The organism is Streptomyces sp. NPDC059909 (genome assembly GCF_042730885.1).
GTDB lineage: Bacteria > Actinomycetota > Actinomycetes > Streptomycetales > Streptomycetaceae > Streptomyces.
In genome coordinates this window covers 1-19,602 of record NZ_JBHWKX010000027.1, presented here as the reverse complement: position 1 = coordinate 19,602, position 19,602 = coordinate 1, and the positions used below count along the sequence as shown (strand labels likewise).

15 protein-coding genes are annotated in these 19,602 nt (G+C 70.7%); 4 read left to right on the top strand and 11 right to left on the bottom strand.

Annotated features, from left to right (window positions below):
- Positions 1-125: 125 nt before the first annotated feature.
- The 6 genes from ACFV9O_RS19625 to pepN (ACFV9O_RS19600) all read right to left on the bottom strand — a co-directional run bounded on the left by ACFV9O_RS19625 (position 126) and on the right by pepN (ACFV9O_RS19600) (position 7,156).
- On the bottom strand, positions 126-1,532 hold the full coding sequence (locus ACFV9O_RS19625) for a cytochrome P450 (RefSeq protein WP_385419483.1): 1,407 nt from the start codon (positions 1,530-1,532) through the stop codon (positions 126-128).
- Positions 1,529-2,149, bottom strand: coding sequence for an ATP/GTP-binding protein (locus ACFV9O_RS19620; RefSeq protein WP_385419480.1), 621 nt, complete (start codon positions 2,147-2,149; stop codon positions 1,529-1,531). Before ACFV9O_RS19620 ends, ACFV9O_RS19625 begins: the two co-directional genes overlap by 4 nt.
- Positions 2,130-2,489 (bottom strand): DUF742 domain-containing protein, encoded by a 360-nt coding sequence (locus ACFV9O_RS19615; protein WP_385419477.1) that lies wholly within the window; start codon positions 2,487-2,489, stop codon positions 2,130-2,132. Before ACFV9O_RS19615 ends, ACFV9O_RS19620 begins: the two co-directional genes overlap by 20 nt.
- Positions 2,486-2,872 (bottom strand): roadblock/LC7 domain-containing protein, encoded by a 387-nt coding sequence (locus ACFV9O_RS19610; RefSeq protein WP_385419645.1) that lies wholly within the window; start codon positions 2,870-2,872, stop codon positions 2,486-2,488. The genes ACFV9O_RS19615 and ACFV9O_RS19610 overlap by 4 nt, the downstream gene beginning before the upstream one ends.
- 17 nt (positions 2,873-2,889) lie before the next feature.
- The gene (locus ACFV9O_RS19605; RefSeq protein WP_385419642.1) at positions 2,890-4,407 is read right to left on the bottom strand and encodes a sensor histidine kinase; all 1,518 of its coding nucleotides are present in this window, start codon (positions 4,405-4,407) and stop codon (positions 2,890-2,892) included.
- Between the two features lie 175 nt (positions 4,408-4,582).
- Positions 4,583-7,156 carry an aminopeptidase N gene (pepN, locus tag ACFV9O_RS19600; protein ID WP_385419475.1) on the bottom strand — a complete coding sequence of 858 codons (2,574 nt, stop codon included), beginning with the start codon at positions 7,154-7,156 and terminating at the stop codon, positions 4,583-4,585.
- Between the two features lie 217 nt (positions 7,157-7,373).
- On the opposite strand from pepN (ACFV9O_RS19600), the gene ACFV9O_RS19595 reads away from it, so the two are divergent.
- Positions 7,374-7,874, top strand: coding sequence for a DUF1203 domain-containing protein (locus tag ACFV9O_RS19595; protein WP_385419472.1), 501 nt, complete (start codon positions 7,374-7,376; stop codon positions 7,872-7,874).
- A 66-nt stretch (positions 7,875-7,940) separates the two neighbouring features.
- Here the strand turns inward: ACFV9O_RS19595 and ACFV9O_RS19590 are convergent, their stop codons facing one another.
- Together ACFV9O_RS19590 and ACFV9O_RS19585 are read right to left on the bottom strand one after the other, a co-directional pair.
- On the bottom strand, positions 7,941-8,969 hold the full coding sequence (locus ACFV9O_RS19590; protein WP_385419639.1) for an aspartate-semialdehyde dehydrogenase: 1,029 nt from the start codon (positions 8,967-8,969) through the stop codon (positions 7,941-7,943).
- 191 nt (positions 8,970-9,160) lie between these two features.
- Complete coding sequence (locus ACFV9O_RS19585) at positions 9,161-12,478, bottom strand: S8 family serine peptidase (protein WP_385419470.1); 3,318 nt, start codon at positions 12,476-12,478, stop codon at positions 9,161-9,163.
- A 244-nt stretch (positions 12,479-12,722) separates the two neighbouring features.
- On the opposite strand from ACFV9O_RS19585, the gene ACFV9O_RS19580 reads away from it, so the two are divergent.
- Positions 12,723-13,208 (top strand): NUDIX hydrolase, encoded by a 486-nt coding sequence (locus ACFV9O_RS19580; RefSeq protein WP_385419467.1) that lies wholly within the window; start codon positions 12,723-12,725, stop codon positions 13,206-13,208.
- Positions 13,209-13,319: 111 nt separating this feature from the next.
- Positions 13,320-14,477 carry a serine hydrolase domain-containing protein gene (locus ACFV9O_RS19575; RefSeq protein WP_385419465.1) on the top strand — a complete coding sequence of 386 codons (1,158 nt, stop codon included), beginning with the start codon at positions 13,320-13,322 and terminating at the stop codon, positions 14,475-14,477.
- Between the two features lie 10 nt (positions 14,478-14,487).
- On the opposite strand, the gene ACFV9O_RS19570 is transcribed toward ACFV9O_RS19575, so the two are convergent.
- Both ACFV9O_RS19570 and pepN (ACFV9O_RS19565) read right to left on the bottom strand, forming a co-directional pair.
- A complete protein-coding gene (locus ACFV9O_RS19570) occupies positions 14,488-15,507 on the bottom strand; it encodes a hypothetical protein (RefSeq protein ID WP_385419464.1) in 1,020 nt (339 codons plus the stop codon).
- Between the two features lie 256 nt (positions 15,508-15,763).
- Positions 15,764-18,325, bottom strand: a complete 2,562-nt coding sequence (gene pepN, locus ACFV9O_RS19565; RefSeq protein WP_385419462.1) for an aminopeptidase N — start codon at positions 18,323-18,325, stop codon at positions 15,764-15,766.
- A gap of 130 nt (positions 18,326-18,455) precedes the next feature.
- Here pepN (ACFV9O_RS19565) and ACFV9O_RS19560 point away from each other — a divergent pair, with 130 nt between their 5' ends.
- Entirely contained in the window at positions 18,456-19,094 is a 639-nt protein-coding gene (locus tag ACFV9O_RS19560) for a DsbA family protein (protein WP_385419459.1), read from the top strand.
- Between the two features lie 122 nt (positions 19,095-19,216).
- Here the strand turns inward: ACFV9O_RS19560 and ACFV9O_RS19555 are convergent.
- On the bottom strand, positions 19,217-19,602 hold a 386-nt coding region (locus tag ACFV9O_RS19555), incomplete at its 5' end, for a Fe-Mn family superoxide dismutase (RefSeq protein ID WP_385419456.1).

Sequence of the window (19,602 nt, the reverse complement as noted above, 5' to 3'; positions counted from 1 at the left end):
CTCTTTTGTGGTCGCCTCCGTTATTGTGTTTGTGGCGGGGGTGGGGGGGGGCAGGGGAGGGGGGAGAAGGGGGCGACGGACGAAACCAAGGGTGGCCCCCTCGCCCCGTCACGTCGGCCACCGGCTCACCGGCGGCTGAACCAGCGGACCCACCAGGGCCGTCGCCGCTGCTGGCGCGGGACCCCGGCGGACGGAACGGTCACGGCCGGCGCGGGCGCCGGGGGCACGGCCTCCGGCAGTGGCGCCGCCACGGGCGTCGCCGCCGCCCCGACCGGCCCCGCCGCCGAAGGACGGGGCGTGAACTTCACCGGAACGGCCACCAAGTGCTGGAACATCAGCGAGCCGCGGCGCTGCAACTCCGAATCGGACACGGCCAGTTCCAGATCGGGCAGCCGCGCCAGCAGAACCTCGATGCCGGTGTCCGCGATGGCCCGGCCGATGTCCTGGCCCGGGCATTCGTGCGGACCGCCGCTGAACGCCAGGTGCGAGCGGTTCCCGTGCACCGGCACCGACAGGTCGGGACGGATCTCCGGGTCGACGTTGCCGGCGGCCAGGCCCAGCAGCAGCATGTCGCCGGCCTTGATCTGCTTCCCGCCCAGCACCGTGTCCCCGATCGCCCAGCGGCCCAGCACGGTGTTGATCGGGGGCTGGTCCCACAGCACCTGCTCCAGTGCGTCGGGCAGGGTCATGTGGCCGCCGGACAGACTGTCCCGGAAGCGGCGGTCGGTGAGCACCATCCGCACAGTGTTCGCGATCAGGTTGGCGGTGGTCTCGAAGGCGGCGATCAGGACGACCCGGACGTGCGCGAGGACCTCCGCGTCCGTCAGGTCCGAGGGGTGCTCCAGCAGCCAGGAGGTGAGATCCCGGCCGGGGGTGGCCTTCTTCTCCTCCAGAAGCTGCTGCAGCGTGGTGGTGACGAACTGGTCGCTCTCGAGGGCCGTCTCGGTGCCGCGCAGCATGTCCCGGGCCGCGCGGACGAGCCGCGGCCCGTGCTCGTCGGGGGCGCCGATGAGCTGGGTCATCACCAGCATCGGCAGCTGGGCGGCGAAGTCCTCGACCAGATCGGCGTGGCCGTTCGCCGCGAACTCGTCGACCAGCTGGTTGGCGAACCGGGTCACATAGCGGCGGATGCCCCGCCGGTCGAAGCGCTGCAACGATTCCATGACCGCGTCGCGCAGCCGCTCGTGCACCGGACCGTCGGTGAAATTGCACACCGGCCCCCAGGTGACCATGGGCCCCAACGGATGGTCGGGGGCGACCCGCCCCTCGCGCATGTCCCGCCAGGTGCGGGGGTCGCGGGCGAAGCGGGACGGTGTGCGCGCCACGTCCAGGTTCTCGCGGTGCCCGAGGACCAGCCAGGCAGGCAGGTCGCCGTGCACCAGGACCGGCGCGACCGCGCCGTGCTCGGCACGCAGCTTCTCGTACAGGGCCATCGGGTCGGCCTCGGCCTCGGGGCCGTAGAGCCGGCGCAGCCCGTCCGGGCCGAGTCCGTGCGCCGGGCAGCCCGGCGGCGGGGTGGGAGGAGTGCTCACGATGCCTCCGGAGTTACGGCTAGGGAATGCAGATAGCGCATCAGCGCCATCAGGACGTCTCTGCTGGAGTCGCGCCGCCGCGCGTCGCAGACGAGTATCGGTACGGACGAGGGCAGATCGAGGGCTGCGCGAAGCTCCTCGACGGGGTGCTCGGGCGCGCCGGGGAACGAGTTGACGGCCACCACGAAGGGAACGCCGCGCTCCTCCAGCCGGCCGATCACGTCGAAGCTGACCTCCAGACGGCGGGTGTCGACCAGCACCACGGCACCCAGCGCTCCCTCGAACAGGCCGCGCCACAGGAACCAGAACCGCTCCTGCCCCGGCGTGCCGAAGAGATAGAGCACCAGTTCCTTGTTGATGCTGATCCGGCCGAAGTCCATCGCCACGGTGGTCGCGGTCTTGCGCTCCACGCCCACCGTGTCGTCGATGCCGACCCCGGCCTGGGTCATCGTCTCCTCGGTGGTCAGTGGCCGGATCTCGCTCACCGAGCCGACCAGGGTCGTCTTGCCGACTCCGAACCCGCCCACGATCACCACTTTGACGGCGGCGGTGGCGGTGTCCGGCAGTATGTCCTCGCGCCGGGGCCCCGCAGGCTGCTCAGAGCTTTTGAAGTCCATCGATCACTGCCTCAATCAAAGCGCGGTCGGGGAGTTGGGAGGGCGCCACGGGTGCGCGTGCCAGCACCTGTTTCTCGGCCAGCAGGTCGCTGAGCAGGACGGTGACGACGCTCACCGGCAGCCCGGTGTACGCGGAGATCTCCGCCACCGAGAGCGGCGCGTCGCACATCCGGATGATCGCGGCCTTCTCCGGCTGCATCCCGGGCCTGGGCCCTGACCTGGCCACTATCAGCGTGACCAGGTCGAGACGGGTGGGGGCGGAGGAGCCGGCTCGCCCGCCCGTGATGACGTAGAGACGTTCGGGGCTGACGTCCTCCCAGCCCCGGTCTCCGTTGCTCACCTGGCCTGCCCGTCATGGCGGGGCGGGCTGCTGAGATGCGCTCCGATCCGGATCACGAGGTCCCGCATCCGCTGCCCCATCAGCCCGGCGTCCACTCCCTCGTCGGCGAGCACCGCGAGAAAGGCCCCGGCACCTGCCGCCATCAGATAGAAGAAGCCACCGTCCATCTCGATGACGACCAGCCGCATCTTCCCTTCGCTGTGCGGAAGTTCGGCGCCCACGGCGCCCGCGAGGCTCTGCAGCCCCGCGCAGGCGGCGGCCAGCCGGTCCGCGGTGTCGTTGTCCGCGCCGTACTGGGCCATGCGCAGCCCGTCCGAGGACAGCACGACCACGTTACGGGTCTGCGGAACGCCCTCCGCGAGGTCCTTGAGCATCCAGTCCATGTTGGCCCGCTGCTGAATCACTGCTGGTTCCCCTTGTTTGCCGATGACGAGGAGGCGTCGCCGTCCTGTGTGTTCTCACCGGACAGGCCGCTCTGGAAGGCAGCCAGCCAGATACCGGGCTGCACCTGCGGCGCCGCTTCGGCGTCCGGTTCGGGTGCGGTCGGGGCGGGGGCGGCCGGCGCAGTGACCTGGTTCTTGCGGCGCCGTTGCGGCAGGCCGTTCTCGGTGCGCTCGGTCACCAGGGGCTGCTCTTCCTCCCGCTGCAACGCGGGCTGCGGTCCCGTGACCGGCCGGCTGGGCTGCGGCTGGCGCTGCTGCGGCAGCTGCGTGGCCGCCCTGGGCCCCGAGGCGGTTCCGATGCCGTGCGCCAGGCCGGTCGCGGCCGATGCGCTCGTGATCAGGTCCTGCGGGACGATGAGTACGGCCCTCACGCCCCCGTACGCCGACGAGCGCAGCGCGACCTGGAAGTTGTACGCCTGGGCCAGCCGGCCGACCACGGCCAGGCCGAGTCGCGGGGTCTCGCCCAGGTCGTTCAGGTCGATGCCCTGCTGCGCCTGGCGCAGCATGCGCTCGGCCCGCTTGCGGGCCTCCTCGCTCATGTTGACGCCGCCGTCCTCGATCTCGACGGCGATGCCCGACTGCACCTCGACCGCGGTCAGATGGACCCGCGTGTGCGGGGGCGAGTAGCGGGTGGCGTTGTCCAGCAGCTCGGCCAGCGCGTGGATGAGCGGTTCCACGGCCAGACCGACGACGGCGACCTCGGTGACCGAGTGGAGCTCCACGCGTTGATAGTCGATGATCCGCGACATCGCGCCGCGCAGCACGCTGTACAGCGGCACGGCCCTGCTCCAGGTACGGCCGGGCCGCGCCCCGCCGAGTACCGCGATGGAGTCGGCGAGGCGGCCGATCAGCGCGGTGCCGTGGTCGAGACGCAGCAGATCGCCGAAGACCTCCGGGGTCCGGCCGTGCCGGTCCTCCATCTCCCGCAGTTCCTGTGCCTGTTGGTGGACGATCGCCTGCACGCGCCGGGCGATGTTCACGAAGGCGCGCTGCGCCGACTCGCGCAGGTCCTCCTCGGCGACGACCGCGTCCAGCACCGAACTCAGTACCGCCCGGTGCGCCGCCCGGAACTCGGGCGTCAGCCCCTCCTCGTGCTCGCCGTCCTTCTCCGCCGCCACGAGCCAGGCGAGGACGTCCTCGGGGAAGTCGCCCCGGCGGAGGCGCTCCATCATCTCCGGCAGCGCCACTTGGGCCAGCCGTACGGTCTCGGCCTCCTGGCGGACCAGCGCGTTCTGCTGCTCGGCGACCTCGCGGCGCAGCTCCGCGACGAGCCGGCCCCGGCGTGCGGCCTCACCGCAGGCCATGGCGACGGCGAGGACGGCTGCTCCGCCGATCCAGGCCACCGGGACGCGCGTCGACGAGGAGACAAGAGCCACGATCAGCACGGTGGCCGCAGCGGTCGCAGCGGCAGGCAGCAGCCACAGGTACGACGACGTGGGCCGGGCCGTTCCGGGCGGCGATTCCTCTCGGATCATCAGCACCCTCAAACCATCGAATGAAAGATCTTACGACAATGGCCGGGAGCATAACGGCTTGTGCCAATGGAAGTTGACACGAGGTCACCCGATTCACTGATGTGAGCGACCCCAAATACGGCGCCGCCCACCCAATGCGGGGCATTGGGTGGGCGGAAAGGTGTCGGTTGTCCTGTCAGGCCGTGGCCGCCGCCGCATCCGCCGCCCGGGCCTTCAGGGCACGCTCGACGCCCGCGCGCGACTCCGAGACCAGCCGGCGCAGCGCCGCGTTCGGAGCGGCGGAATCCAGCCATGCGTCCGTCGCGTCCAGCGTCGCCTGCGACACCTGGATCGAGGGGTAGAGCCCGACCGCGATCTGCTGGGCGATCTCGTGGGAGCGGGACTCCCACACGCCCTTGACCGCCGCGAAGTACTGCTCCGTGTACGGGGCGAGCAGCTCGCGCTGGTCGGTCTGGACGAAGCCGCTGATGACGGCCTCCTGCACGGCGTTCGGCAGCTTGTCGGACTCGACGACCGACTCCCACGCCTCCGCCTTGGCCTCCGGCGTCGGGCGCGCGGCCCGGGCGGTGGCCGCGTGGCGCTCGCCGGCCGCGGTCTTGTCGCGCTCCAGCTCGGCGGCGATCTCCTCCTCGTCGAAGTCACCCGTCGCCGCGAGGCGCTCCACGAACGCCCAGCGCAGCTCGGTGTCCACGACCAGGCCCTCGATCGTCTCCCGGCCGTCCAGCAGCGCCGCCAGCAGCTCCAGCTGCTGCGGGGCGCGCGCGGTCGCCGCGAACGCCCGGGCCCACGCCAGCTGGTGGTCGCTGCCCGGCTCCGCCGCGCGCAGATGCGCCAGCGTCGCGTCCGTCCACTGCGTCAGGCCCGCCTCGCGCCACTCCGGCGCCGCGTACAGGTCGAGCGCCAGCTTCGCCTGTCGCTGCAGCGACTGGACGACGCCGATGTCCGACTCCTTCGCGATGCCCGACAGCACCAGCGACAGATAGTCGCGGGCCGCGAGCTCGCCGTCGCGGGTCATGTCCCACGCCGACGCCCAGCACAGCGCGCGCGGCAGGGACTCGGTGAAGTCGCCCAGGTGCTCCGTGACCGCCTTCAGCGACTCCTCGTCGAGCCGCACCTTCGCGTACGACAGATCGTCGTCGTTGAGCAGCACGACCGCCGGGCGCTGCTTGCCGACCAGCTCCGGCACGGAGGTGAGTTCCCCGTCGACGTCCAGCTCGACCCGCTCGGTCCGTACGAGAGCGCCGTCCCTGAGCGCGTAGAAGCCGATCGCGATCCGGTGCGGCCGCAGCAGCGGCTCGCCCTTCGCGCCCGCGGGCAGCGCCGGGGCCTCCTGCTTGACGACGAAGGAGGTGATCGCGCCGGCCGCATCGGTGTCGATCACCGGGCGCAGGATGTTGATACCGGCGGTTTCCAGCCAGGCCTTCGACCATGCCTTGAGATCGCGGCCGCTGGTCTCCTCCAGCGCGCCCAGCAGATCCGTCAGTCGCGTGTTCCCGAACGCGTGCTGCTTGAAGTACGCCTGCACGCCCTGGAAGAACTCGTCCATCCCGACATACGCGACGAGCTGCTTCAGCACCGACGCGCCCTTGGCGTACGTGATGCCGTCGAAGTTCACGAGGACGTCGTCGAGATCGCGGATCTCGGCCATGATCGGGTGTGTGGACGGCAGCTGGTCCTGCCGGTACGCCCAGGTCTTCATCGAATTTGCGAACGTGGTCCACGAGTGCGGCCACTTCGACCCGGGGTGGTACGCCTGGCAGGCGATCGACGTGTACGTGGCGAACGACTCGTTCAGCCACAGGTCGTTCCACCACTCCATGGTGACCAGGTCGCCGAACCACATGTGGGCGAGCTCGTGGAGGATGGTCTCCGCCCGCACCTCGTACGCCGCGTCCGTCACCTTCGAGCGGAACACGTACTGGTCGCGGATCGTCACCGCGCCCGCGTTCTCCATCGCGCCCGCGTTGAACTCCGGCACGAAGAGCTGGTCGTACTTCGCGAAGGGGTACGCGTAGTCGAACTTCTCCTGGAACCAGTCGAAGCCCTGCCGGGTGACCTCGAAGATCGCGTCCGCGTCCAGGTACTCGGCCAGCGACGGACGGCAGTAGATGCCGAGCGGGACGCTCCGCCCGTCCTTCTCGTACGAGCTGTGCACGGAGTGGTACGGGCCGACGATCAGCGCCGTGATGTACGACGAGATCCGCGGCGTCGGCTCGAAGACCCAGACGTTGTCCTTCGGCTCCGGCGTCGGCGAGTTGGAGATCACGGTCCAGCCCTCGGGCGCCTTCACGGTGAACTGGAAGGTGGCCTTCAGGTCCGGCTGCTCGAAGGAGGCGAACACCCGGCGGGCGTCCGGCACCTCGAACTGCGTGTAGAGATACGCCTGCTGGTCGACCGGATCGACGAACCGGTGCAGACCCTCACCGGTGTTCGTGTACGAACAGTCCGCGACGACCTTCAGCTCGTTCGGCCCCGCGTGCAGGTGCTTGAGCGCGATCCGCGAGTCCCGGAAGACCGCGGCCACGTCCAGCGACTTCCCGTTCAGCACGACCTCGTGCACCGCGGGTGCGACCAGGTCGATGAAGGTCTCCGCGCCGTCCTCGGCGGAGTCGAAGCGCACGGTGGTCACGGACCGGTAGGTGCCGCCCTCCTGCGCCCCGGTGAGATCGAGGTCGATCTCGTACGAGTCAACGGTGAGCAGGCGCGCCCGCGCTTGCGCCTCTTCACGGGTCAGGTTTGTGCCAGGCACCCGGTCATCTCCTCGGTATGTGACGTTTCTGGTCATCCTTCCACGGAGGATGGACCACCCGCTCGGAGATACCCGGCGCAGCCGACTGCTCACGGTCGGTCATGGTCATCACTCTCGGCCTGCCGCCGAGGACATCGCCTCGGCCTCCTGCGGCACTCCGAACGCGAGGTCCGAAAGCCGCCGGACGCGGAGTGCGGCAGTGGGGACGCTGGGGTGCATGACCATCACCCACCGGCCGAGACCCATCGACCCGACAGCACTCGAAGAGCTCCGCGGGCGTGACGACGCCGCCCGCCGTTGCGCGCCGTACACCGACGAGGAGGGCGGCGCACCGCTGCGCTGCTGTCTGCGCCCCAGCGAGGCGGGAGAGCGCATCGCGCTCGTCTCCTACGCCCCGCTGCGCCGCTGGGCCGCCGAGACCGGGGCCGACCCGGGCGCGTACGACGAGCAGGGCCCGGTCTTCATCCACGCCGGGGACTGCGGGGGGCCGCGGGAACGCGCCGGATACCCGTTCGCCCGGCCCGGCACGCAGCGCACGGCCCGCCGCTACAGCGCCCGCGGCCACATCCTCGGGGGACGCGTGCTCGACCTCGGGGACGATCCCGCGGCGGTGATCGAGGCGGCGCTCGTCGAGGCCTTCGCCGACCCCGAGGTCGCCCTCGTCCACATCAGGGCCGCCGAGTTCGGCTGCTTCCACTACGAGGTACGCAGGCCCTGACCACGTACGACGAGAGGGCGGGCGCCGTCGGCCGGCGCCCGCCCTCTCGTCGTACCGAACCCGGCGTCAGCCGCGCAGCTCCTCCGCGACCAGTTCCGCGATCTGCACCGCGTTGAGCGCGGCGCCCTTGCGGAGGTTGTCGTTGGACAGGAAGAGGGCGAGACCGTTGTCGACGGTCTCGTCCACACGGATGCGGCCCACGTACGAGGCGTCCTTGCCGGCGGCCTGCAGCGGGGTCGGGATCTCGGAGAGCTCGACGCCCTCCGCGTCCTTCAGCAGCTCGTACGCGCGCTCCACGCCGATGGGACGCTCGAAGCGGGCGTTGACCTGCAGCGAGTGGCCCGAGAAGACCGGGACGCGGACGCAGGTGCCGGAGACCTTGAGCTCCGGGATCTCCAGGATCTTGCGGGACTCGTTGCGGAGCTTCTGCTCCTCGTCGGTCTCGAAGGAGCCGTCGTCGACGAGGTTGCCGGCGAACGGCAGCACGTTGTAGGCGATCGGGCGCTTGTAGACGCCGGGCTCCGGGAACTCCACGGCCTCGCCGTCGTACGCCAGCTGGTCCGCCTTCTCGGCGGCCGCGCACGCCTGGGCGCGCAGCTCGGCGACACCGGCCAGGCCCGAGCCGGACACGGCCTGGTAGGTGGTGGCGATCATCGCGACGAGGCCCGCCTCCTGGTGCAGCGGCTTCAGCACCGGCATCGCGGCCATCGTGGTGCAGTTCGGGTTGGCGATGATGCCCTTGGGCCGGTCCTTGATCGCGTGGGGGTTGACCTCGGAGACGACGAGCGGGACCTCGGGGTCGCGGCGCCACGCGGAGGAGTTGTCGATCACCACGGCGCCCTGCGAGGCGACCTTCTCGGCCAGCGCCTTGGAGGTGGCACCACCGGCGGAGAAGAGCACGATGTCCAGGCCCGTGTAGTCGGCGGTGGCCGCGTCCTCGACGGTGATCTCCTGGCCCTCCCAGTCGAGGGTGGATCCGGCCGACCGGGCCGAGGCGAACAGGCGCAGCTCGTCGACCGGGAACTTCCGCTCGGCGAGGATCTTGCGCATGACCGTGCCGACCTGCCCGGTGGCTCCGACGATTCCGACCTTCACGGGGACTCCTCCGTACGTTCCTGCCAGCTGGGTGGCCTGGTGGGTGGCCTGGGTGGCTTCCATGATGCGTATGTCCCCGGCCGCCTTGTCCAATCCATTGTCCGAGGTACGGGACGCATGGGCCCCGTCACACGGCGGAGGGCGGGCGCCCCATGGACGCCCGCCCTCGTGCGGTGGTGCCGGTCACACCGTTACGGGATGACCTTCTCGATCACGACGCTGCCGGTGCCCGCGGCCGTGCCGCGCGCGTTCAGCAGCTGCACCTCGCCGAAGAACTGCCGGCCCTCGGGGGCCGCGCTGCCCACCACGACCTCGGCGGCGACCTGCGCCGACGCGCCGTTGGCGAGCTGCACCGACTGGGTCTCGTCGACCTTGACGGTGCCGAGCGAGGACGCGAAGTACACGTCCCGGTAGTTGTACTCGGTGGTGCCGGCCGGGACCGCGTAGCCGACGACCTTGATCGTGTACGTACCGGCGGCGGGCTTGACGAGGCTGACCGCCTCCTCCGAGTCGCCGTCCGCGGACTGGCCGACCTGCGTCGCACCCAGCCAGACCTCCAGGTCGAGGTCGGCCGCGGTGTCCGAGACGCCGCCGATGGCGACGTCGAGGCGCTCGACGCCCTCACCGATGGTGACGGTGGTCTCCTGCGTCTCGTGGTTGGCGATCGACGGGCGGGTCACCTTCGCCGAGCCGAGCGAGCCGCCCTTCAGCTTGCCGTCGAGGGGGGCGAAGCCGTTGGTGACCTTCCAGTCGACCGCGGCCGGCGTGCCGACCTCGGCCTCGGGGAGGGTCTTCACGGCCGGGTCGAACGCGGCACCGAGCACCGTGACGTCCAGCTTGTACGGGTTGTCCAGCAGCGGGGACGTACGGCGGGACTCGACCTCGATCTCCCAGACGCCTGGCTGCGGGTCGGCGTACGACCTCACGTCGGGGCGGCAGGTGTTGGTCGGGCTCTCGTAGTTCGGGTAGCAGAAGATCGTCGAGCTGTCCTCGACGCCCACGCCGTACGGGTGGATCGAGATGAAGCGCGTCTGGCTCTTGTCTGCCAGCCCGCCGAGCGCGACCTCCAGCGTCTTCGCGCCCGCAGGAACGGTCACGAAGTACGACTTGTGGCTGTTGCGCTGCACCGAACCGGAAGCCGAGAAGGAGTACGACGGCTTGGCCAGCTGCTGCGAGACGACCACGGTGGCGAGGATCTGCTTGTCCACGCCCTCGGTGCGGACGTCGTCCACCTCGAGGATCGCGCTGTGGACACCCGCGGTGCCGGGCCGCGCGTCGACCTTGACCTTGACCGGCTTGTTCAGCGGCAGCCAGACACCGCCGGAGCCCGGCAGGTCGAAGGTGCCGTCGTTGTACTTCCAGTCCAGCTCGTGCCAGACCGGCCAGGCCGGGCCGGTGGTCCGGGTGATCGTGACCTCGTACGACTTCTTCTGGCCGGTCTTGAGGCCGCCCTCGCGGTCGTAGAGGCCCGTGCCGAAGCCCGGGGTCTTCAGGAACTGGTCGATCGCGGTGTCGACCGGGGCCTTCACCGCGTACTCGTGGGCGGTGGCGCCGTCCTTGATGGCCTCCCACGCGTCCACGATGTCGATCAGACCCGCGCCCTGCTCGTGCGCCGCGACACCGCTGATCCGGTTCGCGGTGCTGGTCAGCGCGGTGCGCAGGTTCGCCGGGGTGAGGCCGATCTTCCGCTGCTTCGCGGCGGAGATCAGCAGCGCGCTCGCGCCGGCGGCCTGCGGCGAGGACATCGACGTGCCCTGGAGCATGCCGTAGCCGGCGGGCAGCGCGTAGCCGGCCTCCTTCACCGGTGCACCGGGCAGCCAGGTCTGGATGGTGTTGATGGCCGCGCCGGGGGCGGTGATGGTCGGGGTGAAGCCGCCGTCCTCACGCGGGCCGCGCGAGGAGAAGGGGAACATGGCGTACGACTTCGTCACGGCGGAGCCGTAGTTGGCGGCCCAGGTGGCCTTGCCGATCGCCGCGCCGACGGAGATCACCTTGTCGGCCAGACCGGGGTCGCCGATGGTGTTGATGCCCGGGCCCTCGTTGCCGGCCGAGATGACCAGCTGGACGCCGTAGTCGTCGATGAGACGCGTGTAGAGCTCGGCGCGCGCGTTGTTGCCGTCGTTCAGCGCCGGCAGACCGCCGATGGACATGTTGACGATGTCCACGCCGCGGTTGATGACCAGGTCGGCCATGCCCTCGGTGAGCGCGACGTTGGTGCAGCCGCCGCTCCAGGAGCAGGCGCGCGAGGAGACCAGCTTCGCGCCGGGGGCCGCGCCGTTCATCCTGCCGCCGAACAGGCCGTTGGCGGCGGTGATGCCGGCGACGTGGGTGCCGTGCTCGGACTCGATGATGCCCACGTTGACGAAGTCGGCCTTCTTGCCGACCCAGTCGCCGCCCAGCGGGTCCATCGGGACGTCCTTGCGGATCTCGACCACGAACGGGATCCGCTCGGCGACCTCGGTCGCCGGGTTGTCCGTGCCGAAGTACCCGATCTGGTAGTCGTCCTTGTACGGCTTCATCGGCGCGTTGTTCGTGAAGTCGAAGTCCTGGTCGGTGTCGACGCGCACCGTGCCCGCGGCCGGGTCGTACAGGATGCCGAACCGGTCGGTGGTGTCGCCGTCCCGGTTGACGTCGCCGTGCATGTCGCCGTTGGCGGTGATGGACTCCGTGAAGCGGCTCCACTGGTACGAGCCGGCGGGGGCCTTGAAGGTGCCGCCCACGGTGGTGAAGACGGGACCCTCGACAGGCGTGATCTGGGCGCGCCAGGTGCCGTCGTTGTCGGTGATCGGGTCGGTCGCCGTCACCCAGTCGGTGATCTTGCGCTCGCCGGTCGTGGTCTTCTGGAGCGCCGGGTGACCGAGGTCGACACCGGAGTCCATGATGCCGATGGTCACGCCACGGCCGTCGTACTTCGGGTGGTCCTGGACGAAGTCCACCGCGCCCGTCTCGAAGGACGGGTTGTACGGGTTCTTCGCGGGGGTGTTCTTGTCCGGGGCCGGGTAGGTGCCGGCGGTCGGCGTCGTGGCCGCGCCCTTGGCGCGGTCGGCCGCGGGCGTCGGGTCGTCCAGCTCGATCTCGTGCTTGAGGTCGATGCCGTGGACGCTGCTCAGCTTGGTGGCCGCGTTGACGGCGGCCTCGGCCTTGGCCGTCGGCACGGTGGCGCGTACATAGCCGAGCTTGTCGTACGTCCTGCCGACCGAGGCGCCCTGGACGGCGTCCAGCTGGGCGGCGACCTGCTCGGTCTGGCCGGGCGCGGTGGCGACCATCAGCGTGACGGTCTTCTCGCCCTTGGCCTCGGCCTCGGAGAGCAGTTCCGCGTCGGTGGCGCCGAGCTTGTCGGCGGGCGAGGCGGTCTTGACCGGAGCGGAGCCGGCCGGGTCATCGGCGGAGGCTGCCGAGAACGCGGGCGCGGTGCCGGTGGCGACCAGTGCGGCCACGATGGAGGCAGCCGCCGCCACTCGGGCCGCGCGTCTCGGCCCGGATATGGAGCTCTGGGACTCGGAGGTCATCAGCATCCCTGTTTATGTGAAAGCGGGTCCGGAATTCGGTGCCGGATGACCGATCACACTGTCGTAAGTGACAGGGGTTTGTGGAGAGTTGCCGGAGGCGGGATGTGGTCATGGCGCACATCCGCCATTGGCGGGACGCGCACTGCGGGGACGGAGTGTTCGATAACCGGCATTCCGCCGGGCCGGGTCGTTTAGCGTCTGACGATTTGGGCTGGGGACGGGATCAGGCCTCTAATCTCGCCGCATGAGCCAGGAGTTGAGGGTGGCGGCCTACGCCGTGTGCGTACGGGAGGGGCGGATCCTGCTCGCCCGCTGGGTGGCGCGAGACGGGACGAAACGGTGGACACTGCCCGGCGGCGGGATGGACCACGGCGAGGACCCGCTCGACACCGTCGTCCGCGAGGTCGCCGAGGAGACCGGCTACGACGCCGAGATGACTGCGCTGCTCGGGCTCGACTCGATGCGGGTGCTCCGGCCGCGCAGGGGCAGGGTCGGCGCCGGCTCCGACTTCCACAGCCTGCGCATCGTCTACGAGGGGCGGATCACCGGCGGCGAACTGCGCCCCGAGGCGGACGGCTCCACCGACCTCGCCGCCTGGCACGCGCTGGACGCCGTCCCCGCACTCGAACGGGTCGCGCTCGTCGACATCGGCATCGACCTGTGGCGCGAACGGCCCGCCGTGGGCCGGGTGAACGGACACCATCCCGACCCCCCTTCGGTGAACGGCTGAAACACGCCCAACTCCTCACACGCCGGGCAACGCGTCCCGCCCCGGCGGAGTCCTGCCGGTCGAGCCCGCACGTCATCGCTCACGCAAACGCTCGCTGACAGGAGAGTTCGTATGACAGTTCGTACGGTTCGGACGGCCCTGACCGGAGCGGTGGTGGCGGCCGCGGTCGCCACCACGGCCTTCGCCGCCCCCACGACGGCCGCGGCAGAGCCCGGAACCGGCGGCGGCCACGACGGCACCCGCACCGCGATCGAGGCGGCCGTGCGCGCCGGAGTACCCGGTGTCGTGGCCAGGGCCCAGGGCCCGGGCGGCACCTGGGACGGCACCACCGGCCTCGCGAACACCGCCACCGGTCGCGAGCGGCTCCCGCAGGACCGCTTCCGCGTCGGCTCCATCACCAAGACGTTCGTCGCCACCGTCCTGCTGCAACTGGAGGCCGAGGGCAGGCTGGGCCTCGACGACACCGTCGAGAAGTGGCTGCCCGGCGTCGTCCGCGGCAACGGCCACGACGGACGGAAGATCACCGTACGGCAGCTCCTCAACCACACCAGCGGGATCTACAGCTACACCGCCGACCCCGGCTTCGAGGCGAAGGTCTTCGGGCCCGGCTTCCTCGAGCACCGCTACGACACCTGGAAGGACCGCGAGCTCGTCGCCGTCGCGATGACGCACAAGCCGGAGTTCGCGCCCGGCACCGGCTGGAGCTACTCCAACACCAACTACGTCCTCGCCGGAATGGTGATCGGGAAGGTGACGGGACGGCCGTACGGGCAGGAGGTCGAGCGCCGCATCCTGCGCCCGCTCAAGCTGCACGCGACCAGCGTGCCCGGCACTGCCGCCAGGATGCCGCGGCCCAGTGGCCGTGCGTACTCGAAGCTGTCCAGGGACCCGGCCGCGGACACGGTCCACGACGTCACCGAACTGAACCCGTCGATCGCCGGCGCCGCGGGCGAGATGATCTCGACCACCTCGGACCTCCAGCGCTTCTACCGCGCGCTGCTGAGCGGAAAGCTCCTGCCCGCACAGCAGTTGAAGGAAATGACGGACACCGTGCCGATGTCGCCCGAGACCCCGCGGTACGGCTACGGGCTCGGCCTGATGCGCACCGAGCTGTCCTGCGGCAAGGAGGTGTGGGGCCATGGCGGCGGCATCCATGGCTCCCTCTCCGAGGCGGTCACCACCCGGGACACCCGCCACTCCTTCGCGCTGAACCTCAACGCCGACTGGGCGGGGGACCCGGCGGCGATCGTCGACGCCGAGTTCTGCTGACGCCCGGGCCCTAGCGGGGGAGGACGACCACGTAGGCGGCGGGATCCCGTTCCGGCGCTGCCATCAGGGCCGTACGGATCACCGTCGCCTGCTGGTCGGGGGTCACCCGCAGCTTCTTCGGGGTGATGTGGACCACGGTGATGCCGAGCCGCTCCAGGTGCTCGCGCTTACGGGCGTACGCGGTCCAGTCCTCCTCCGGCTCGCCGGGGCCCCCGGCGTCCCCGAGGTCGCTGTGGCGGGGGGCACGGGTGTCGAGCTCCACGGCGACGGCCTGCTCGGGCCAGTAGGCGTCGACGCCGCCGAGGTGGGGGCCGCCGGGCAGACGCAGATCCACGTTCCACAGCGGGTCGGGGAGCCCGTACCGCCGTACGAGCGCGTACAGCCGGTCCTCGGCGATGGCCCGCCCCCAGGCGAGCAGCGAGTCCACGGCGCCCACGACGTGGGGCTGCGACAAGAGCCGGGCGCGGGTCAACTCCCGTACGACCGCAGCGGGTTCACAGTGTCCGCCGCGGACGGCCTCGGTGAGCAGGCGGCGTACGGCCGCGGCTTCGGAGAGCCGCGCGACGGCGTCCGCGAGCGCGCGGGCCACCGGGGCGACGGGCAGTCCCGTCACGTCGACCGGTCTCGGCGGCGTGTGCGTCCGGATCAGCCGGGCGCAGCCCGCCGACCGCAGCCGCCGGGTGCGCGGCACCAGCACGTCGATCCGGTCCAGCGACAGCAGCGGCGGCGCCGAGGCGAAGCCGTGCAGTGCGAGAGCGGCGAGCCCGGTGATCATGGCCTCGCCCGCGACGCCGGGCCGGTCGGCGTACAGCAGCACGGCGTGCAGCCGCTCCTCGCTGGTCGGCGGCCCGGGATGGAGCACGTACACGCCCGGCAGCACCTGCTGCCACGGACCGCCGGGCCTGCACTGCTCGGCGGCCTTGCCTGCCGGCACGCCGTGCTCGCGCAGCTGGGCGGCGGTGAGGACGCGGCTGTGGGCGTCGGTGAGGTGGCTCAAGGGGCGGGGGGAGAGCGGGGTGTTGTGGTTCATGACCCGCCAATTCCCGCGTGCCCGGCGGCTCCTAACCGCTGTTACACACCCGTCGACAATTGAGGACAACACCGTCCTAAAGTACGGACGTTCGACTGCCGATCAGGCCCCCGTGTCCGACCCGCCGCCCGGGACGTTTCCCCCACTCCGCCCCTTCCACCCAGCCCGTCCGGCGTTCGAGGACGGACACGCGGGCCGACCGGACGGTCCGGTCGGCCCGGGGCCGGAGGCCTGCCCCGGGAAGGGGCGAGCCGCGTCAGGCCCGCGACGCGTCGCAGGACTGGGCGCGCAGGGACCGGGCGAGGTCGTCGCGGGACTCGAGGACGAGGCGGCGCAGCGCAGGCGGCGCCGAGGCATGCGCGGCCAGCCACGCATCCGTCGCCGCGAGCGTGGACTCGTTGTCCTGGAGCCCCGGGAACAGCCCCTGCACCACGTCCATGCCGATCTGGATCGACCTCTCGGCCCACACCCGCTCGATCGCCTCGAAGTACTTCTCCGCGTACGGCGCGATCAGCTCCCGCTGCGACGCCTGTACGAACCCCGAGATCGTCGCCGTCACCAGCGCGTTGGAGAGCGCGTCGGACTCCACGACCTGTGCCCACGCCTGGTCCTTGACCGCCGCCGACGGCCGGGCGGCCAGGCACCGCACCTGGTAGCGCTTGCCGGACGCGGTGTCGTCCCGCGCCAGCTCCGCGCCGATCACCGTCTCGTCCGCCACCCCGTGCGAGGCGAGCGGCTCCAGGAAGGCCCAGCGCAGCTCCTGGTCCACGTCCAGCCCGTCGATCGTCGCCGTACCGTCCAGCAGCCCCTGCAGTAGCTGCAGGTCCGCCTCCGTCGTCGCCGTCGTCGCGAAGAACCGTGCCCACGTGAGCTGGTGCTGGCTCCCCGGCTCCGCCAGCCGCAGTTCCCGCAGCGCGCACTCGGACAGGAGCAGCCCGCCCTCCTCGCGCCACTCGGGCGCCGCGTAGTGCACGAGCGCCGTACGCGCCCACGCGTGCACCATCTGCAGCACACCGATGTCCGACTCACGCCCCGCGAAGTCGAGGACCAGCGCCACGAAGTCCCGCGCCGGCATGAGCGCGTCCCGCGTCATACTCCACAGCGCCGACCAGCACAGCGCCCGCGCGAGCGGGTCCGTGACGGAACCCAGATGCGACCGCAGCGTCTCCAGCGAGCCCTCGTCGAAGCGGATCTTGCAGTAGGTCAGGTCGTCGTCGTTCACGAGCACCAGCGCCGGCTTCTCCTCGCCCGCCAGCTCCGCGACCACCGTCCGGGCCCCGACGACGTCCACCTCGGCGCGCGCGTAGCGCACCAGGTCCGTGCCCTCGTGCCGGTACAGCCCGACCGCGACCCGGTGCGGCCGCAGGTGGTCGCCGTCCTGGACGACGGCCACCTCGGTGATCCGGCCGCCCGCGTCGTACGTGACGACAGGGGTCAGCGCGTTGACGCCCGCCGTCTCCAGCCACGACCGCGACCACGCCGCCAGGTCCCGTCCGGACGTCTCCTCCAGCACGGACAGCAGGTCACCGAGCCGCGTGTTCCCGTACGCATGCCGCTTGAAGTAGCGCCGCGCGCCCTCCAGGAACGCGTCCCGCCCCGCGTACGCGACCAGCTGCTTCAGCACGGACGCGCCCTTCGCGTACGTGATCCCGTCGAAGTTGAGCTTCGCGTCCTCCAGGTCGTGGATGTCGGCCGTGACCGGGTGCGTGGAGGGCAGCTGGTCCGCGCGGTACGCCCATGCCTTGCGGTTGTTCGCGAAGGTCACCCACCCGTTGCGGAAGCGGGTCGCCTCCACCATCGAGAAGGACCCCATGAAGTCCGCGAAGGACTCCTTCAGCCACAGGTCGTCCCACCACTGCATGGTGACCAGGTCGCCGAACCACATGTGCGCCATCTCGTGCAGGATGACGTTCGCCCGCCGCTCGTACGACGCCTGCGTCACCTTCCCCCGGAAGACGAACTCCTCCCGGAAGGTCACGCACCCCGGGTTCTCCATGGCGCCGATGTTGTACTCGGGCACGAAGGCCTGGTCGTACTTCCCGAAGGGGTACGGGAAGTCGAAGTGTTCGTGGAAGAAGTCCAGGCCCTGCTTGGTGACGAGGAAGATGTCGTCCGCGTCGAAGTGCTTGGCCAGGCCCTTGCGGCACATCGCGCCGAGCGGGATCTCCAGCCTCGTGCCGTCGTCGGACGTGCGCGTGTAGAGATCGGTCTCGTAGTGGTACGGCCCGGCGACGACGGCGGTGATGTACGTCGAGATGGGCTTCGTCTCCGCGAAACGCCAGGTCTCCCCGTCCCGCGACTCCTCCGCCCCGTTGCTCCAGACCGTCCACCCCTCGGGTGCGGCCACCTCGAAACGGAAGGGGGCCTTGAGGTCCGGCTGCTCGAAGTTCGCGAAGACACGGCGCGCGTCGGCCGGCTCGTACTGCGTGTAGAGGTAGACCTCGCCGTCCTCCGGGTCCACGAACCGGTGCAGACCCTCACCGGTCCGGCTGTAGGCGCACTGCGCGTCGACGACCAGGACGTTCTCGGCGCGGAGCGCGGGGAGCGCGATCCGGGAGCCGTCGAAGACGGCGGCAGGGTCCAGCTCCTCCCCGTTCAGGGTGACGGCGGTCACGGAGGGGGCGACCAGATCGGCGAAGGTGGTGGCGCCCGGCTCGGCCGAGCGGAAGCGGATCGTCGTCACCGAACGGAACGTCCGCGGCTCCGGACCGCCCTCCTCGATCGCGGACCGCAGATCGAGGAAGACCTCGTACCCGTCGACGGCCAGCAGTGCGGCCCGCTTGCGGGCCTCGTCGCGGGACAGATTCTCTCCGGGCACGGCCACTCCTTCGTGTCTCGTTCGAACAGCACCGATCCTCGCATGCGCCACTGACCGGGGATATCGGGGAATGCCCACGGGGACGGGCGGCGTTTGCCCATGGAGGTGCGCATCCCACATGAGGAGAGAGATGTCCGAGAACAGGACCCCCGCCGACTTCTGGTTCGACCCCCTGTGCCCCTGGGCCTGGATGACCTCCCGCTGGATGCTCGAGGTGGAGAAGGTCCGTCCGGTGGACGTGCGCTGGCACGTCATGAGTCTGGCCGTGCTCAACGAGGACCGGCTGGACGAGCTGCCGGAGGAGTACCGTGAGCTGCTCAGGACGGCCTGGGGCCCGGTCCGGGTCGTCGTCGCCGCCCAGCAGAAGCACGGCGACGACGTCGTCGGCCCCCTGTACACGGAGCTCGGCACCCGTATCCACAACGACGGCCGCGGAGCGACCCCCGAGGTGATCCTGGAAGCCCTCGAGGCGGTGGGCCTGCCGGCCGAGCTCGCGGACTACGCCGAGTCGGACGCGTACGACGTCGAGCTGCGCGCCTCCCACAAGGAGGGCATCTCCAAGGTCGGCCAGGACGTCGGCACGCCGGTCATCGCGGTGCCGGGCGCGGACGGCGAGCAGATCGCCTTCTTCGGCCCGGTCGTCACCCCGGCGCCGAAGGGCGAGGAGGCGGCGAAGCTGTGGGACGGCACGCTGCTGGTGGCGTCGATCCCGGGCTTCTACGAGATCAAGCGGACGCGCACGAACGGTCCCGACTTCTCCAACCTCTGAGCCTCATGTGTGGAAGGGCCCCCGGCAAGTCATGTCCTCGCCGGGGGCCCTTCGTCACTCCGCCTGCAGGTGAAGGTTGAGAAGACGATCACGAGCAGGACGACTGTACGGCCCCGGTCACGTCACGGTGCGATGAGCGGCGTGCGCTCCTTGGCCTCGGCATAATGCTTCGCCACGTCCTGCCAGTTGACGACCTGCCACATGGCCTCGATGAAGTCCACCTTCTGGTTCTTGTACTGAAGGTAGAACGCGTGCTCCCAGGCGTCGAAGACCAGGATCGGCACGGACCCCTGGCCGACATTGCCCTGGTGGTCGTACACCTGCTCGACGATGAGCCGCCCGCTGACCGGCTCGTACGCGAGGACGCCCCAGCCCGAGCCCTGGGTGGTCGCCGCGGCTTTGGAGAGCTGGGTGACTCTGCTGCGCAATTCCCTGCGGGGGTGACGGCGGGCACGGGATGATCGTTCCTGTGGCTGTTGTTCTGTCGTGCGGCCGTGGGGGTGGTGTG

Bases quoted from the DNA above. Each gene is read 5' to 3' on its own strand.
- ACFV9O_RS19620 (WP_385419480.1), bottom strand. From the start codon at position 2,149: ATGGACTTCAAAAGCTCTGAGCAGCCTGCGGGGCCCCGGCGCGAGGAC.
- ACFV9O_RS19610 (WP_385419645.1), bottom strand. From the start codon at position 2,872: ATGGACTGGATGCTCAAGGACCTCGCGGAGGGCGTTCCGCAGACCCGT.
- ACFV9O_RS19605 (WP_385419642.1), bottom strand. From the start codon at position 4,407: ATGATCCGAGAGGAATCGCCGCCCGGAACGGCCCGGCCCACGTCGTCG.
- ACFV9O_RS19595 (WP_385419472.1), top strand. From the start codon at position 7,374: ATGACCATCACCCACCGGCCGAGACCCATCGACCCGACAGCACTCGAA.
- ACFV9O_RS19585 (WP_385419470.1), bottom strand. From the start codon at position 12,478: ATGACCTCCGAGTCCCAGAGCTCCATATCCGGGCCGAGACGCGCGGCC.
- ACFV9O_RS19580 (WP_385419467.1), top strand. From the start codon at position 12,723: ATGAGCCAGGAGTTGAGGGTGGCGGCCTACGCCGTGTGCGTACGGGAG.
- ACFV9O_RS19575 (WP_385419465.1), top strand. From the start codon at position 13,320: ATGACAGTTCGTACGGTTCGGACGGCCCTGACCGGAGCGGTGGTGGCG.
- ACFV9O_RS19570 (WP_385419464.1), bottom strand. From the start codon at position 15,507: ATGAACCACAACACCCCGCTCTCCCCCCGCCCCTTGAGCCACCTCACC.
- ACFV9O_RS19560 (WP_385419459.1), top strand. From the start codon at position 18,456: ATGTCCGAGAACAGGACCCCCGCCGACTTCTGGTTCGACCCCCTGTGC.